Annotated in this window: 12 protein-coding genes; 10 read left to right on the top strand and 2 right to left on the bottom strand. The window is 64.9% G+C overall.

The genetic code is table 11. The annotated features are described in order from the left end of the window. Positions 1-35: 35 nt before the first annotated feature. Positions 36-1682 carry a methionine--tRNA ligase gene (locus AB4Z37_RS01980; protein WP_441514993.1) on the bottom strand — a complete coding sequence of 549 codons (1647 nt, stop codon included), beginning with the start codon at positions 1680-1682 and terminating at the stop codon, positions 36-38. A 743-nt stretch (positions 1683-2425) separates the two neighbouring features. Here AB4Z37_RS01980 and ppc point away from each other — a divergent pair. After that, positions 2426-5230 (top strand): phosphoenolpyruvate carboxylase, encoded by a 2805-nt coding sequence (gene ppc / locus AB4Z37_RS01975; protein ID WP_441514992.1) that lies wholly within the window; start codon positions 2426-2428, stop codon positions 5228-5230. Between the two features lie 30 nt (positions 5231-5260). Here ppc and AB4Z37_RS01970 read toward each other — a convergent pair whose 3' ends face one another. Beyond that, entirely contained in the window at positions 5261-5992 is a 732-nt protein-coding gene (locus AB4Z37_RS01970) for a ribonuclease activity regulator RraA (RefSeq protein WP_441514991.1), read from the bottom strand. Between the two features lie 134 nt (positions 5993-6126). On the opposite strand from AB4Z37_RS01970, the gene AB4Z37_RS01965 reads away from it, so the two are divergent. The 9 genes from AB4Z37_RS01965 to AB4Z37_RS01925 all read left to right on the top strand — a co-directional run bounded on the left by AB4Z37_RS01965 (position 6127) and on the right by AB4Z37_RS01925 (position 15236). Beyond that, positions 6127-7011: a dihydrodipicolinate synthase family protein gene (locus tag AB4Z37_RS01965; RefSeq protein WP_441514990.1), complete on the top strand. Its 885-nt coding sequence runs from the start codon at positions 6127-6129 to the stop codon at positions 7009-7011. Between the two features lie 96 nt (positions 7012-7107). Beyond that, positions 7108-7980: an intradiol ring-cleavage dioxygenase gene (locus AB4Z37_RS01960; protein ID WP_441514989.1), complete on the top strand. Its 873-nt coding sequence runs from the start codon at positions 7108-7110 to the stop codon at positions 7978-7980. A gap of 99 nt (positions 7981-8079) precedes the next feature. Continuing rightward, positions 8080-8766 carry a glutathione S-transferase family protein gene (locus tag AB4Z37_RS01955; protein ID WP_441514988.1) on the top strand — a complete coding sequence of 229 codons (687 nt, stop codon included), beginning with the start codon at positions 8080-8082 and terminating at the stop codon, positions 8764-8766. Between the two features lie 229 nt (positions 8767-8995). Continuing rightward, positions 8996-10177, top strand: coding sequence for a hypothetical protein (locus AB4Z37_RS01950; protein WP_441514987.1), 1182 nt, complete (start codon positions 8996-8998; stop codon positions 10175-10177). Positions 10178-10266: 89 nt separating this feature from the next. Further along, positions 10267-10758 carry a glutathione peroxidase gene (locus AB4Z37_RS01945; protein WP_441514986.1) on the top strand — a complete coding sequence of 164 codons (492 nt, stop codon included), beginning with the start codon at positions 10267-10269 and terminating at the stop codon, positions 10756-10758. 35 nt (positions 10759-10793) lie between these two features. After that, entirely contained in the window at positions 10794-11570 is a 777-nt protein-coding gene (locus AB4Z37_RS01940; protein WP_441514985.1) for an SDR family oxidoreductase, read from the top strand. A 265-nt stretch (positions 11571-11835) separates the two neighbouring features. Then, entirely contained in the window at positions 11836-12855 is a 1020-nt protein-coding gene (locus tag AB4Z37_RS01935; protein ID WP_441514984.1) for an alpha/beta fold hydrolase, read from the top strand. Beyond that, on the top strand, positions 12770-13546 hold the full coding sequence (locus AB4Z37_RS01930; RefSeq protein WP_441514983.1) for an esterase/lipase family protein: 777 nt from the start codon (positions 12770-12772) through the stop codon (positions 13544-13546). The genes AB4Z37_RS01935 and AB4Z37_RS01930 overlap by 86 nt, the downstream gene beginning before the upstream one ends. Before the next feature lie 139 nt (positions 13547-13685). Beyond that, positions 13686-15236, top strand: coding sequence for a wax ester/triacylglycerol synthase family O-acyltransferase (locus AB4Z37_RS01925; protein ID WP_441514982.1), 1551 nt, complete (start codon positions 13686-13688; stop codon positions 15234-15236). Positions 15237-15249: the final 13 nt, after the last annotated feature.

Raw genomic sequence — 15249 nt, 5'->3', positions numbered from 1 at the left:
GGCACCGGTCCGCTGAATGACGAGCCAAGGCTGTCTCAGGCCGCGAGGACTTTGTCCTGCGGCAGAGACGGTGAAAAATATCCAAGTGCCGAAAGATGAAGTGGTCTGCCGGGCGAGAGCAGGCTCGGCACGTTCTCCCATTCGGCTTGATCGATCGGGAATGGGTGTCCGAGGTCGGTCCAGAGCCGCTCGGCGAACTGTGGCATCACCGGCCGTGCGGTCAGCGCCAGCGCGCGGGCCGCGGCGAGTTCAAGGGCGATATTGGTGCGGTTTTCGTCCTGCCGGTGCGGATTGTCGGCATGGTGGACATTGGCCGTCGCGAAGGCGACCGTTTCTCGCACCAGTTCGCTCAACAGCCGCACGGCCCGGTGCGGGGAGAAGCCGTCGAGCTCGTAGGATGCGCCGATTTCACTCACCAGGCGGGCGAGCCGCTGATGGAAGCGGAGCTGCTCCGGCTGCCAGGTCTCGGCGCGCGGAGCTTGCTGACCGGACATCTTGGTCGCGAGAGCCTTCAGCCAGCAGTCCCAGACGCCGACGAGCTCGCCGTTCAGCGTCTGCAGGAATTCGGCCACGGTGAAGTTGGTCTGCTCGCTCTCCGGCCGGGTCAGGCACAGGTGGAAGCGAACGGCATCACTGGCGTATTCGTCCAGAAAATCTGAAGCCCACAGGGCATGCTTGCGGCTGGTGGAGAACTTGCGGCCGTCGAGCCGGTAGAATTCGTTGACGATGAAGCCTTTGGGGGGCCGGATCGCCGGATCATAGGCGTGGAACAATGCCGCGAACAGCACGATGTGGAAGTAGGCGGAGTCGAATCCGAAACACTGGATGACGTCGGCGTCGCCTGTCCAGAACTCGCGCCATTCAGGTCCTCCGCCATTCTCATGCAGCATCTCGCAGACCGCAAGATAATGCGGGCCGAGTTCGAACCACGCCGAGATGCATTGCGCTTCGAAACCGTCGATCGGCACCGGAATGCCCCAGTCGGCGGGCTGAGTGACGGCGACGTCCGGCAATTCCTTGGCAAGAAGGGAGTCGCATAGCGCGCGGGCATGAGGGTTCATCACCGCATTCTGGGCATAGCCGCGAAGGTAGTCGCGATAGTTGTTCAGCGGAAAGAACAGTCTGGTCGAAGGCCGGCTGCTGCTTGGCGGGGTGCCGCAGGCCGCGCAACGTGGACTTTCGAGGTCCGAGCCCTTGTTGGGATGTCCGCAGGCCTCACAGATGCCGCCGTCCGATCCGGCGCCGCAGTGCGCGCAGCGTCCCTTGATGTGCGCCTCGAACAGCATGCGGTCGCAGGTTTCGCAATAGGGGACGTCGCTGGTGCGCGCGAACAGGATACCTTTGGCATGCAGCGTCGCAACGAAATCCTGGAGGAAGCGGATATAGCGCGGCGAGCGCGACGGCTGCCCGAACAGGTCCATCGCAACGCCGGCCTTGTCGAGGCTTGTCTTGATGACGAGGCCATACTCGTCCGCGACGTCTTGCGGCGTTCGCCCAGTTTGCGTCGCCTTCAGGGCGACATAGCTCTGATGGTCGTCCGCTGCGGAGACATAGTGAACGTCGCGACGCTGCAAACGCAGGTAGCGCGTGTAGATGTCGCCGGCGGTATAGGGGCCCGAGAGATGGCCGAGATGCAAATCGCCATTGGACGTCGGCGGGCCAGCGGTGACGAGTGTACGCACGTGCACCCCCACTCAAAATTGATAAAAAATGAAGTCTTGAAATATGCGTCTAGCGTATCTCACTCACGGTAGCATGACAAGATTACATGTCCGTGAAGTTGTAGTCGTGATGGTCGATATGTTTGACGCGATGCGCCTCGCTTCGTTTGCACGCGCACATTCCTGCTGAAGAAATGAGCGGCGATGGCCGTCAACGCGCTTCTGAGCGGACCGTGCGTGTTTTCGCATGCAGATGAGGCAGTTGTGTTTTTTGGGTCGCCTCGAGCAGTTCGTGTGGTGTGGATGCACCCGGGCATGACGCTGATCATTGCGCTGTCGCTGCAAGCGGCATGGCCGTCGTTTTCACGTGTACGTGCGTGTCGAAGTCGACGGAGGAACATTCGCATGCAAGTCGAATGACCTCCGGGTGCGGAACCACCCCGCTTGGGCGACCGGCGCGGCTGGGCACGGCAGTCGTCCGCGTTCCGTCATTGGTCGTCGATGAGTGGGATGGTGACGCGAACGACGATCGGCTCGCCGCCGAACGGCGCGATGGTCGCGTCATCGGCGATCCACCTCGGGACGAGCCGTTGCCATCCGCCGCAGTCGCGCAGATCCGTTCATATAATGGGTCGCGTGACGACCGCGCGACCTCGCTTCCCCGTCTGGCGCTGAAATGCTGCCGATTTCGGCATCTTGCGCCGTCTCGCGGACTATAGGACACTCATTTTGTGCGCTGCGGAATCGCAGGCGAGGGAGTGGTCATGTCGTTGGACGTGAAGGCATTGGACAAGGCGCGCGCGTCGCGCGAGGAAACGTCGGGAGCGGGGTTCGAGGACGCCCAGCTGCGCAACGATATCCGGCAGCTGGGGCGTATCCTCGGCGATACGGTGCGGGATCAGGAAGGCGCTGGCGTGTTCGACCTGGTCGAGCGGATCCGGCAGACGTCCGTCCGCTTCCATCGCGACGAAGACCAGGACGCACGCCGCGAGCTCGATGACATCCTCAACGGCATGTCGACCAGCGACACCGTCCGCATCGTCCGTGCCTTCAGCTATTTTTCACACCTTGCGAATATCGCCGAGGACCAGAACCACATTCGGCAGCAGCGCTCCCGGGTGCTCGCCGGGCAGCCGCCGGAGCCGTCGACCATCGAGGCCGCTGTGGCGCGGGCCCGCAAGACCGGCAAGACTGTCGGTGATCTGCGCCGCTTCTTTGATACCGCCCTGGTCAGCCCGGTGCTGACCGCCCACCCGACCGAGGTGCGCCGCAAGAGCACCATCGACCGGGAAATGGAGATCGCGTCGCTGCTCGACCGCAGTGAGCGCATCAAGCTGACGGCTGACGAACGACGGGAGATCGAAGAAAAGCTGCGGCGCGCGGTCCTCTCGTTGTGGCAGACCAACCTGCTGCGGCGGACCAAGCTGACGGTCCTCGACGAGGTCGCGAACGGGCTGTCGTTCTACGATTACACGTTCCTGCACGAGGTGCCGCGGCTGCACTGCGCGCTGCAGGACCGCCTGCGGCAGGACGGGGCGGCCGGAACGGGCGAGGCGGGCGAGCTTGCGTCGTTCCTGCGCATCGGCAGCTGGATCGGCGGCGACCGAGATGGCAACCCGTTCGTCACTGCGGATGTGTTGCGTGACACGCTGCGGCTGCAGAGCAGCCGCATCCTGCACTTCTATCTCCAGGAGTTGCACGAGCTGGGCGGCGAACTGTCGCTGGCGTCGCAGCTCATTGACGTGTCTCCGGAACTGGCCGCCTTGGCGCGGCAGTCGCCGGATCCGTCACCGCACCGGCGCGGAGAGCCCTATCGTCTCGCTATTTCCGGCATCTATGCGCGTTTGGCGGCGACCGCGGTGCAACTCGGCAGCGTCGGCACCGAGCGGCCACCGGTCGGCAAGGCCGCGCCCTATCGGGACGCCGCCGAGTTCCGCGCCGATCTCGACGTCATCCACAATTCGCTGGTCGCCAACAATTCGGCGGTCATCGCGCGGGGCCGGCTGCGGCTGCTGCGCCGGGCGCTGGACTGCTTCGGATTCTACCTGGCGAGTCTCGACGTCCGGCAGAATTCGGCCGTGCACGAGCGCACCGTCGGCGAGTTCATCGCGACTGCGACCGGCGTCCGCTATGATGATCTCGACGAGGATGCGCGGATCGAGCTGCTCGTCCGCGAGCTCGTCACGGTGCGCCCGCTGGTATCGCCCTTCGTCAGCTACAGCGAGGAAACGCGAGGGGAGCTTGCGGTGCTGCGGGCGGTCGCCGAGGCCCACAAGCTGCTCGGCGAGCAGGTAGTGAACCAGAGCATCGTCTCGATGACGGAGGGCGTTTCCGACCTCCTGGAGATCGCGGTGCTGCTCAAGGAGGTCGGCATCATCGATCCCTCCGGCACGAGCCGCATCAATGTGGTGCCGCTGTTCGAGACCATCAAGGACTTGCAGCAGTGCGCCGGGATCATGGACCGCCTGCTGTCGTTGCCGGCCTACCGCCGCCTCGTCGACAGCCGCGGTGGCGTGCAGGAGGTGATGCTCGGCTATTCCGACAGCAACAAGGATGGCGGCTTCGTCACCTCGGGCTGGGAGCTGTACAAGGCCGAGATCAGCCTGATCGAGGTCTTTCGCCGCCATGGCGTGCGCTTGCGCCTGTTCCACGGCCGCGGCGGCTCGGTCGGACGCGGCGGCGGCCCCAGCTATGATGCCATCATCGCCCAGCCCGGCGGCGCCGTGAACGGCCAGATCCGCATCACCGAGCAGGGCGAAATCATCTCCAGCAAGTACTCGAATGCCGAGGTCGGCCGCCGCAACCTCGAGATCCTGGTCGCCGGCACGCTGGAGGCCAGCCTGATCCAGCCGCAGCAGGCGGCGCCGCGCGAGGAATATCTGGTCGCCATGGAGGAGCTGTCCTCGCTGGCGTTCGCAGCCTATCGCGACCTCGTCTATGGAACCGAGGGCTTTCAGGACTACTTCTGGGAATCCACCGTCATTTCGGAGATCGCCACGCTCAACATCGGCAGCCGGCCGGCGTCGCGCAAGCAGACCCGGCGGATCGAGGACCTGCGTGCGATTCCCTGGGTGTTCAGCTGGGCGCAGTGCCGCCTGATGCTGCCTGGCTGGTTCGGCTTCGGCACCGCGGTGGAGAGCTGGATTGCCCGTCACCCGGACAAGGGCATCGCGCTGCTGCAGGAGCTCTATCGCGAGTGGCCGTTCTTTCGCACGTTATTGTCCAACATGGACATGGTGCTGTCGAAGAGCAGCATCGCCATCGCCTCGCGCTACGCCGAGCTGGTTGTCGACAAGACCTTGCGCGACACGATTTTCCAGCGCATCCGCGCCGAGTGGCAAACCTCGATCAAGCGGCTGCTGCAGATCATGGGGCAGGATCGCCTGCTGCAGAGCAACCCGTTGCTGGAGCGTTCGATCCGCAATCGCTTCCCTTATCTCGACCCGCTGAATCATACCCAGGTCGAGCTGTTGAAGGCGCACCGTGCCCACAGCACCGACGAGCAGGTGCTGCGCGGCGTGCAGATCACCATCAACGGCATCTCCGCGGGGCTGCGCAACAGCGGTTGAGCGGTGCACGCCGCTCGGTTTCGGCGCGCTTCAGATCGTGCCGGAGCCCGAGCTGTCATCGCCGAGCGAGGCCTTGAAGCGGGCGAGCGTTTCGGCAGAGGGCGGATAGATGCCGCGCAGCGCCGCCCCGTTGCGGATCTCGCCGAGGATGAAGCTCTCGAGCCTGTCCTGGTTGAACGCCTCCAGCGCGATGTCGTCGGCGAGGTGGCGCGGCAGCACGATAACGCCGTCGCCATCTCCGACCATGACATCGCCTGGGAACACCGGTGCGGTGCCGCAGCCGATCGGCACATTGATGTCGACGGCGTGATGGCGGGTGAGGTTGGTGGGCGCCGAGCGTACCGCGCAGAAGGTTGGCATAGCGAGTTCGGCGATCTCATCGGCATCGCGCAGGCCGCCATCGCTGACGATGCCGGCGCAGCCGCGAACCATGGCGCGGGTGGCGAGAATGCCGCCGGCCGAGGCGGCAGTGCGATCCTGCCGGCAGTCCATCACCAGAACATGGCCCGGCGGCACGGTTTCGATCGCCCTGCGCTGCGGATGCTCCGGATCGCGGAACACCTCGATCACGTCGATGTCTTCCCGTGCCGGAATGTAGCGCAGCGTGAAGGCGGGGCCGACCAGCTTCAGCGGCTTCGCCGACAGCCGCTGCACGCCCTGGATGAACTGGCTGCGCAGGCCACGCTTGAACAGGATGGTGCTCAGCGTTGCGGTGGAGACCGCCAGCAGGCGATCGCGGGTCTGTGAGGAGAGCTCTGTCATGGCGTCGTCCCGTTCGATGACGGGCCGACTGTGCCGTGGCTTTGTCCAAAAAGCGAGACGGCACACCCTTGACGGGAGGGCCAAACCGCCGGCTTGATGCGTACACGGCGTTTTCATTGTGACATCGAGCGACCATGCCCGCTGCAGCGAGTTTTCATGGCGTCTTCCCCTATCTGGTTTCTCCGCTCGATAGCGGTGGTGGGATCCGCACCGCGGTGCTGGCGCGGCTGTGCGACGATCTCATCAAGGCTGGTGTGCACGGCCTCACGCCGCTCGGATCGACCGGTGAGTTCGCCTATCTGAACCCGGCGCAGCGTATGACCGTGGTGCGAACCACGATCGAGGCGGCGCAGGGACGTGTGCCAGTGGTGGCGGGCGTGGCGTCGGCATCCACCACGGATGCCGTGATGCAGGCGACGGCCTATCAGCAGCTCGGCGCCGATGGGATCCTGGCGATCCTGGAGGCTTATTTTCCGATCGGCGAGGCGCAGGTCGAAAGCTATTTTCGCGCCATTGCCGATGCGGTCGATATTCCCGTGGTGATCTATACCAACCCGCAGTTCCAGCGCTCCGATCTGTCGCTCGACGTCGTCGAGCGGCTGTCGCGCCATCCGCGCATCGGCTACATCAAAGATGCGTCGACCAACACCGGCCGCGTGCTGTCGATCATGAACCGCTGCGGCGACGACATCCGCGTGTTCGCGGCCTCTGCGCATATCCCGACCGCGGTGATGCTGATCGGGGGTGTCGGCTGGATGGCGGGGCCGGCTTGTATCGTGCCACAGCAGAGCGTTGCGCTGTATGAATTGTGCAAGGCTGGCCGCTGGGATCAGGCGCTCGTCCTGCAGCGCAAGCTCTGGCGCATCAACGAGGTTTTCGCACGCTTCAACCTCGCCGCCTGCATCAAGGCCGGCCTGTCGGTGCAGGGATATGACATCGGTGATCCGGTGCCACCGCAGGCGCCGCTCAACGAGACCGAACGCAGGCTCGTGAAGCAGTTGCTCGATCAACTCGCCTGACGGCGAGCCGCGCGGGCCGCAATGTGCGCGGGCGATGCGGTCGCGGTGGGCGGCACGACCGCTCTCAATGGAAGCTTTTGATGCCGGGGAAAGGCCATGCGCAACTTCGACGAACACACCATCACCGACGCGGTTCTGGAGCGGACCAGGGATGCACGCGACCCGCGTATCAAGGAGATCAGCGAGGCGCTGGTGCGTCATTTGCACGCTTTCGTGCGTGAAGTGCGTCCCACTCAGAAGGAGTGGGCGCAAGGCATCGATTTCCTGACCCGCACTGGCCACATGTGCGACGACAAGCGCCAGGAGTTCATCCTGCTCTCCGACGCGCTCGGCGTATCGATGCTGGTCGACGCCATCAATCATCCGGTGCCTGAAGGCGCGACGGAGACGACGGTGCTGGGGCCGTTCTACGTGCATGCGGCGCCGGAGCGGGCGCTCGGCGAGGACATCTCCGGGGGCGTCGAGGGCGATCCGCTGCTGGTGACCGGGACGGTGTCGTCACCGGACGGTCAGCCGATCCCGCATGCTACCATCGATGTCTGGCACTCCGACAGCGATGGCTACTATGACGTGCAGCAGCTCGACGCGCTCGGCCAGTTGGCGATGCGCGCGAAGTTTCATGCCGACGAGAAAGGCCACTTCAATTTCTGGTCGATCCGGCCGGCCGCATACCCCATTCCGCATGATGGCCCGGTCGGCCAGATGCTGGAAGCGCAGGGCCGCCATCCCTGGCGGCCGGCCCATGTGCATTTCATGATCTCGGCTCCAGGCCACGAACAGCTCGTGACCCATGTGTTCGAGGCCGGTGACCAGTATCTGGATTCCGACGTGGTTTTCGGTGTCAAGGACAGCCTGATCCGCGAGTTCGTCCGGCGTGAGCCGGGGCCCGCGCCGGATGGCTGGGTGCTGAACGTGCCCTACTATCACCTGAACTACGATTTCGGCCTGAAGCCGCTTCGCGCGGCATGAGGCCGGCGGGTCTGCCGCTCTTTCGCGGCCGGCGGGGGTGGGATAACAACGGATGCATCGCGCCGCCTGTCGTCGGCGCGTCACAGCGAGAGGCCAGATATGCTGAAATTCTACTTCAACGGTTCGCCCAATCCGACCAAGGTCGCGCTGTTCCTCGAGGAGGCGGGCCTGCCTTACGAGGCGATCGCCGTCGATACTCGTAAGGGCGAGCAGTTCAAGCCCGAATACCTCGCTATCAATCCCAACGGCAAGGTGCCGGCGGTCGTGGACGACGGCACGGTGGTGTTCGACAGCAATGCCATCCTGCTCTACCTCGCCGAGAAGACCGGACAATTCCTGCCGGCGAATGCGCCGGCAGCGCGGGCGGAACTGCTGTCCTGGCTGATGTTCGCGGCGACCGGCGTCGGTCCCTATGCCGGGCAGGCGGTCCACTTCCGCCACTTCACCCCGGAGAAGCAGCCTTATGCCCTCAACCGCTACCTGTTCGAGGCGCAGCGTCACTTCGCCATCCTGAACGACAGGCTCGAGAGCCGCCGCTACATGCTTGGCGACACCTATACCATCGTCGACATGGATGTGTGGGGCTGGGGACGGATGCTTCCGTTCGTCCTCGGCGAGGAGGCCTCGGCCAAGCTGCCGCACCTCAAGCGGCTGATCGACGAGATCAGCGCCCGCCCGGCGGCGGTGCGGGCGGTTGCGCTCAAGGACAAGCACAGGTTCAAGACCGAGATGGACGATGAGGCTCGCCGCTACATGTTTCGCCATCAGGCGCAGGCGGCGGGCTGACGCGCGTCTGTCAGGTGGTCCGTTCGCGCTGTAAACCGTCTGCAATGCAGATGAACGGCGCGCCACGATCACGGGCCCAGTCCGTGTCGCGGCGCGCCGTTTTGCCTCGCGAAAGCTGTCAGGGAACGGCTGGCAAATCAGTTATGCTGGCTCCATGTCGAATCAGATCCCATCCGATTGCAGCAGTGGTCTGCGCCCTGACCCGCAGCCCCATCGGCGACATGCGCTGATGCTCTGTGGCGGCGCCGTGCTGGCGGCTGCGCTGCCGGTTCCGTCGCAGGCACTGCCGCTCGGCGCAGCAGCCGTCGACGACCAGATCACGCTCGCGCAGTTCTTTACCTCGCCGGCGATGGCCGAGTACAAACGCCGCCTTGCTGAGTACAAAGAGGCGCGGGCGGCGTTCGACGAGGAAGCGTCTGCCTACTGGAGCGCGGTGTCCGAGAAGCGCAAGACGCGCAACGCCAAGCGGCGCGACCGTGTCGAGGTCACCGCCGATGACTACATGCTCGAGCAGCCGCCGGTCTACAGCGGGCCGAAGCGGCCGGTGAATCCGGAGCCCGAGCCGGAGCCGGAGAAGGAAACCCGGCCGCCGAAATACATTCCCGTCGTCGCCGACTTCCTGCGGGCGGCGGCACAGCACTTTCAGTTCTCGCCGCAGCGTCCCGCGGCCGAGATCGACTTCAAGCGGGCCTATGCGCGCACCGCCACGGCGGAGGGCCTGTCGCGCGACCAGATTGTCCGCGTCTATGCATTCGAGACCGGCGGCAACGGCCACTATGACATGCAGTCCGGTTTCGCGTCCGGCAAGCCTGGCGGCCGCGCCATCTCCACGGCGATCGGCTACAACCAGCTGCTCACCACCAACACGGTGGAACTGCTGGCCGAGCGTGGCGATCATTTCATCAAGGTGCTGGGCGAGCGCGCCCGCACCCTGACCGGCCCGCCGCGCAAGGCGATGGACCACAAGATCGCGGTGCTCCGGCGCATGGTGGCATTCTGTCAGACCGTGCCGGACGACTGGAACCAGCACGAGAAGCTCGCCAACACCGAGCAGGGCTGGGGCGTGCATGCGATGGTGCTCGACATCGACGTCGGCCCGCTGCTGCAGACCCACAAGCTCATGACCTCGGTGATCTTCGCGCGCACGAAGGGAGTGAGCCGACCGCTGGCCGCAGCCGAGCTCGAGATGATGAACCTGACGGGCGATGGCACCGGCCTTGACATGGTGACCATGCCGCAAAGCCTGCGCGAGGTGGTGCCGACCTCGAATTTCTTCCAGCGCGGCGGTTATGAGCGCAACCCAGTGGCGGTGCGCCACAACACGGTGGCCAAGCTGTTCGCGGTGATGAATGCCCGTATGGACAGCGCCCAGGGCGCTCAGGGCTCACGGGAATTTCAGGGGCTGTTTTGAACTGGTCCTGACAGGTGTTTTAAACGCCCGTCAGTGTTGACGCGCCGTCCGCTTGCTTTACATGGGATGGCGTGGTGACGGAGCTGCCCATGGCCAGTGTTTACGATTTTTCCGCGCGCACGCTCGCCGGCGAGGAGACGCCGCTGCAGCGGTTTGCGGGCCAGGTGCTGCTGATCGTCAATACGGCCAGCCAGTGTGGCTTCACGCCACAATATGACGGCCTCGAGGCTTTGTATCGCACCCATGCGCCGCGCGGCTTTGCCGTGCTGGGTTTTCCCTGCAACCAGTTCGGTCGCCAGGAGCCGGGCTCTGCCGAGGACATCGCGAGCTTCTGCTCGAGCAACTATCAAGTCAGCTTTCCGTTGTTCGCCAAGATCGAAGTCAACGGCCAAGGCGCCCATCCGCTCTATGAGCACCTGAAGGCGGCGCGGCCGGGGCTGCTGGGCTCGCAGGCGATCAAGTGGAATTTCACCAAGTTTCTGGTCGACCGGCGTGGGCAGGTGGTGGCGCGTCACGCGCCGACCACGGCGCCACAGGCGCTGACGGCGCAGATCGAAGAGCTGCTGGCGCAGCCCGCATAATCAGGCCGCGGCAAGCGGCGAGGGAGGAGAGCGACATGAAGGTGGAAGATCTGTTCTCGGTGCGTGGCCGGATCGCTCTGGTCACCGGCGGCAGCCGCGGCATCGGCGAGATGATCGCGCGCGCCTATGTGGAGAACGGCGCCAGGGTCTATATCAGCGCGCGCAAGGCCGAGGCCTGTGATGCGCTGGCGAAGGAGCTGTCGCAGTTCGGCGAATGCATCTCCATTCCCGCCGATATCTCGACCATGGACGGCGTCGCGCATCTTGCGGCCGAACTGGCGAAGCGGGAAAAGCGCCTCGACATCCTCGTCAACAATGCCGGCGCCTCTTGGGGCGCGAGCTTCGCCGAGTTCCCGGAAAGCGGCTGGGACAAGGTGATGGACCTCAACGTCAAGTCGGTGTTCTTCCTCACCCAGCGGCTGCTGCCGTTGCTGGAGGCGGCGGGCTCGCCGGACTTCTATGCCCGTGTCATCAACATCGGTTCCATCGAGGGCATCCGCACCACGCATCTCGAGGCCTATTCCTATGCCGCCTCCAAGGCGGGCGTGAACCATCTGACGCGGCTCATGGCCAAGTTCCTGGCGCCGAAGCATATCGCGGTGAATGGCATTGCGCCGGGCTACTTCCCCTCGAAGATGACCGCCGGCATTTCCGACGAGGACAATCGTGAGACGCTGGCTGGCACGCCGCTGAAGCGCATGGGGCAGCCTGACGACATGGCCGGCATCGCGCTCTATCTCGCCTCGCGTGCCAGCGCCTTTGTCTGCGGCGCCGTGATTCCGGTCGACGGCGGGCTCGCGACAACCGCCTGATCGATTTGTGACAACCGATCTTGTGGCGCCGGGAGGCGCCGTGCGCCGCCGGCGGGTTTCTCGCCGCGGACGATGACATGCGTGTTATCTCGCCGCAGCGCGCGATCTTTTCTGGCATCGCCGCCCGATCTCTGGCACATTCAACTTTTATGACAAGTTTTTGACAGTCGCTCCCGGTCGGGCGGCTGATGAATGTCCAGGAGGCACCGACAGGCGGGCGCGCGAGGTCGCCGCCACGGGCGCGGGAACTGAAGGATCGGGAATTGTGACAGAGGTGGTCGAGTTTGCGTCCGTCGACGGGCTAGAGCTGGCTTATGACGAGCGCGGTCCGGCATCCGGGCCGGTGGTGCTGCTGATCATGGGGCTCGGCACGCAGATGATCGCGTGGCCGGAAGACTTCTGCAACCAGCTGGCTGCCGCGGGATTTCGTGTGGTGCGGTTCGACAACCGTGATATCGGGCTCTCCACCAAGCTGGTTGACGCGCCGCGGATGCGTCTCGCCAGCGTGGTGTTCAAGACCGTGCTCGGCCGCAAGATCAAGGCGCCCTATACCCTCGATGACATGGCAGCGGACGCGGTCGGTCTGCTCGATGCGCTCGACATCGAAACCGCCCACATCGTTGGTGCATCCATGGGCGGCATGATCGCGCAGATCGTCGCCGCGCGCTATCCGGAGCGGACCCGCAGCCTGGTGTCGATCATGTCGTCGAGCGGCAATCCGAAGCTGCCACGTTCCCGGCGCAAGGTGAACGCAGTGATGCTCGGGCGGCGTCCGAAGGCGGAGAACCGCGAGCAGCTCATCCGCTATGGCATGCGGTTGTCCAAGGTGATCAGCAGCCCGGCCTATCCGACACCGCTCGACGTGCTCAGGCAGAAGGTCGAGGCCGCGGTCGACCGCTCCTATTATCCGCTTGGTGCTGTGCGCCAGCTCGCCGCGATCATGGCCAGCGGCAGCCGGGTCGATCTGCTGCGGACGATCACCACGCCGACCCTCGTGCTCCATGGTGCCGATGATCCGCTGGTTCCGGTTGAAGGCGGCATCGATACCGCGGCGCATGTCAGCGGCGCAAAGCTCAAGATCATTCCCGGCATGGGGCATGACTTTCCGGCCGAGGTGACGCCGATGCTGGCGGACGACATCGTCAGGCACTGCCGTGCCGCCGACCTGACGTTTGATGCCAGACTTGAGGAGGCCGACGATGACTTCGCCCTCCGCAGCCCGCGCGGACGCCATCCAGGCGCCCTCGCGGCTGAAGCTCGCGCTGGAGGGATGCGGGCTTTTTGATCTTCCGGCCCTTGCCGCGGCGGCGCCGTTCCTGAGCATGGCGCCGCGTGGCACGCCGCATGCCGTGCTGGTGCTGCCGGGTCTTGGCGCCAGTGATCGCTCCACCTTCGCACTCCGCGGCTTCCTCGCCTCGCTCGGCCATGATGTCCATGGCTGGGGCCGCGGGCGCAATGTTCGGCTTCCCCAGATCGAAATCCCGGCGATCGTCCGGCAGGTCGACCAGATGTTTGTGACATCCGGCGCTCCGGTCAGCCTGGTGGGCTGGAGCCTGGGTGGCATCCTGGCGCGGGAGGCCGCGCGGGAGATGCCGTCCCGGGTACGGACGGTGGTCACGCTCGGCAGCCCGTTTGCCGCGCCGGGCGCCAACAATGTCCGAACCCTCTGGCGGCTGCTGACCGGGCAGCCTGCAACCAGCGTCAATGCGGCACGGGTGGCGGAGCTTGCAAAACCCCTGCCGGTCCCGGCGACCGCCATTTATACCCGGTCCGACGGCGTGGTCGCCTGGCAGGCCTGCCTCGAGCCTGACGGACCACTTAGCGAGAACATCGAGGTCCGCACGACCCATATCGGTCTCGGTTTCCACGCTCCGGCCTTGTGGGCGATCGCCGACCGTTTGGCACAGCGGCCCGGCGCCTGGGCACCGTTCAGACCTGGCGCACTGCTCGCGCCGTTCTTTCCGAACCATCGCTGATCCTCCCAACCGGCTTGATCGGACTGTCGCGATGCGGCGGTCCCCGCCGGGGTGACTGGTGTGTTTACATCCGCTGGCGCGATGCCAGAATGGCGCAAACAGAACGCCATCAGGCGTCGGGTGTGGCAGGAGGAAAACCATGAGCGGCATCGGCAGGAAACTGTCTTCTCTCGACGCATCGTTTCTCTATCTCGAGACACCGGAGATGCCGATGCATGTCGGCAGCATGGCGATCTTTCGCCTGCCCGACGACTACCGGGGGAGCTTCTTCGAGGACTTCAAGACGATGATTGTCGAGCGGCTGCACGTCGCGCCGATCCTGAAGTCGCGTCTTGCCAAGACCCCGCTCGACATCGATCATCCGAGCTGGGTCGAGGACGACCAGTTCGACATCGACCGCCATATTTTCCGTGCCAGCCTTCCCGCGCCGCACGACCGCGCCACACTGGAGCGCATCGTCGGATGGATGCACGCCAAGCTGCTCAACCGCGCCCGCCCGCTGTGGGAATTCTATGTGTTCGAGGGCATGGCCGACAACGAGATCGGCCTGTACTCCAAGATGCATCATGCCGCGATCGATGGCGGCGCCGGCGCGGCGCTGACCTCGATCATCTACGACATCACGCCCGTGCCGCGCAAAATCGAGCCAGCGCCGCCCCAGGCGAAGCCTGAGCGCGAGGCGCGTGACATCGCCGGTGATTTTCTCGATTCCTATCAGCAGATCTGGGCGCAGCCGTTCGACATGTCGGCCGGCTTCAAGCCGGTCGAACTGCCGCGCACCGGCAAGAGCGACCTCGGCTCGATCCTGTTCGACAACGCCATGATGCAGATCGAGAATGCCGTGCGCTTCGCCGGCAGCATCCCGACCGTGCTCAAGAGCGTGTCGCAGATGGCGGCGAAAGCCGCGGACCCGAAGTCGCGCGAGAGCCTGTCCAGCATGGTGTCGCCCGCCACCATCCTCAACAAGTCGATCTCGTCGGAGCGCAGCTATGCGGCCGTATCGGTGTCGTTGCCACAGGCCAAGGCGGTGGCGAAGGCTGCCGGCGGCAAGCTCAACGACGTCGTGATGGCGTTGTCGAGCGGCGTACTGCGCCGCTATCTCCTTGAACGCGGTGCGCTGCCGTCCCGCTCCCTGACCGCCGCGGTGCCGATCTCGCTGCGCGAGGAGGGCAACGCCGACGCCAACAACCAGGTGTTCGGCATGGTCTGCTCGATCGCAACCCATATCGCCGATCCGAAGGAACGGTTGCAGGCCATCATCGCGGAATCGACCAAGTCCAAGGAACTGTCGCATCCGATGCGGGCGCTGGTGCCGCAGATGTCGAACCTGTCGATGCTGGGTGCCCCGATCCTGGTGCAGGTGCTGGCGCTGCTCTACAGCCGCTCCAATCTGCCCGACGTGCTGCCACCGACCGCCAACGTCACCATCTCCAATGTGCCGGGACCGCGGCAGACGCTCTATGCGGTCGGCGCCGAGCTGCTGAATATCTTCCCGGTATCGATCTCCACCCATGGTCTTGCGCTCAACATCACGGTGCAGAGCTATCGCGACCAGCTCGACTTCGGCTTCATCGCCGGCGCCAATATCATTCCCCACGTCCAGGAGATGGCCGACATGCTGCCGCGCGAGCTCGATCTGCTGATGGAGGCCTATGCCCAGCCGGCGGCGGCAGCCGGCACAACGAAATAGTCACACGCGCCGT

The organism is Bradyrhizobium sp. 2TAF24, from assembly GCF_052115025.1.
Taxonomy (GTDB): domain Bacteria; phylum Pseudomonadota; class Alphaproteobacteria; order Rhizobiales; family Xanthobacteraceae; genus Bradyrhizobium_A.
This window is presented reverse-complemented; position numbering and strand designations above follow the sequence as displayed.

What these genes read in the sequence shown, in the direction of transcription:
- ppc (WP_441514992.1), top strand. Translation starts at nt 2,426, where the DNA reads ATGTCGTTGGACGTGAAGGCATTGGACAAGGCGCGCGCGTCGCGCGAG.
- AB4Z37_RS01970 (WP_441514991.1), bottom strand. Translation starts at nt 5,992, where the DNA reads ATGACAGAGCTCTCCTCACAGACCCGCGATCGCCTGCTGGCGGTCTCC.
- AB4Z37_RS01965 (WP_441514990.1), top strand. Translation starts at nt 6,127, where the DNA reads ATGCCCGCTGCAGCGAGTTTTCATGGCGTCTTCCCCTATCTGGTTTCT.
- AB4Z37_RS01960 (WP_441514989.1), top strand. Translation starts at nt 7,108, where the DNA reads ATGCGCAACTTCGACGAACACACCATCACCGACGCGGTTCTGGAGCGG.
- AB4Z37_RS01955 (WP_441514988.1), top strand. Translation starts at nt 8,080, where the DNA reads ATGCTGAAATTCTACTTCAACGGTTCGCCCAATCCGACCAAGGTCGCG.
- AB4Z37_RS01950 (WP_441514987.1), top strand. Translation starts at nt 8,996, where the DNA reads ATGCTCTGTGGCGGCGCCGTGCTGGCGGCTGCGCTGCCGGTTCCGTCG.
- AB4Z37_RS01945 (WP_441514986.1), top strand. Translation starts at nt 10,267, where the DNA reads ATGGCCAGTGTTTACGATTTTTCCGCGCGCACGCTCGCCGGCGAGGAG.
- AB4Z37_RS01940 (WP_441514985.1), top strand. Translation starts at nt 10,794, where the DNA reads ATGAAGGTGGAAGATCTGTTCTCGGTGCGTGGCCGGATCGCTCTGGTC.
- AB4Z37_RS01930 (WP_441514983.1), top strand. Translation starts at nt 12,770, where the DNA reads ATGACTTCGCCCTCCGCAGCCCGCGCGGACGCCATCCAGGCGCCCTCG.
- AB4Z37_RS01925 (WP_441514982.1), top strand. Translation starts at nt 13,686, where the DNA reads ATGAGCGGCATCGGCAGGAAACTGTCTTCTCTCGACGCATCGTTTCTC.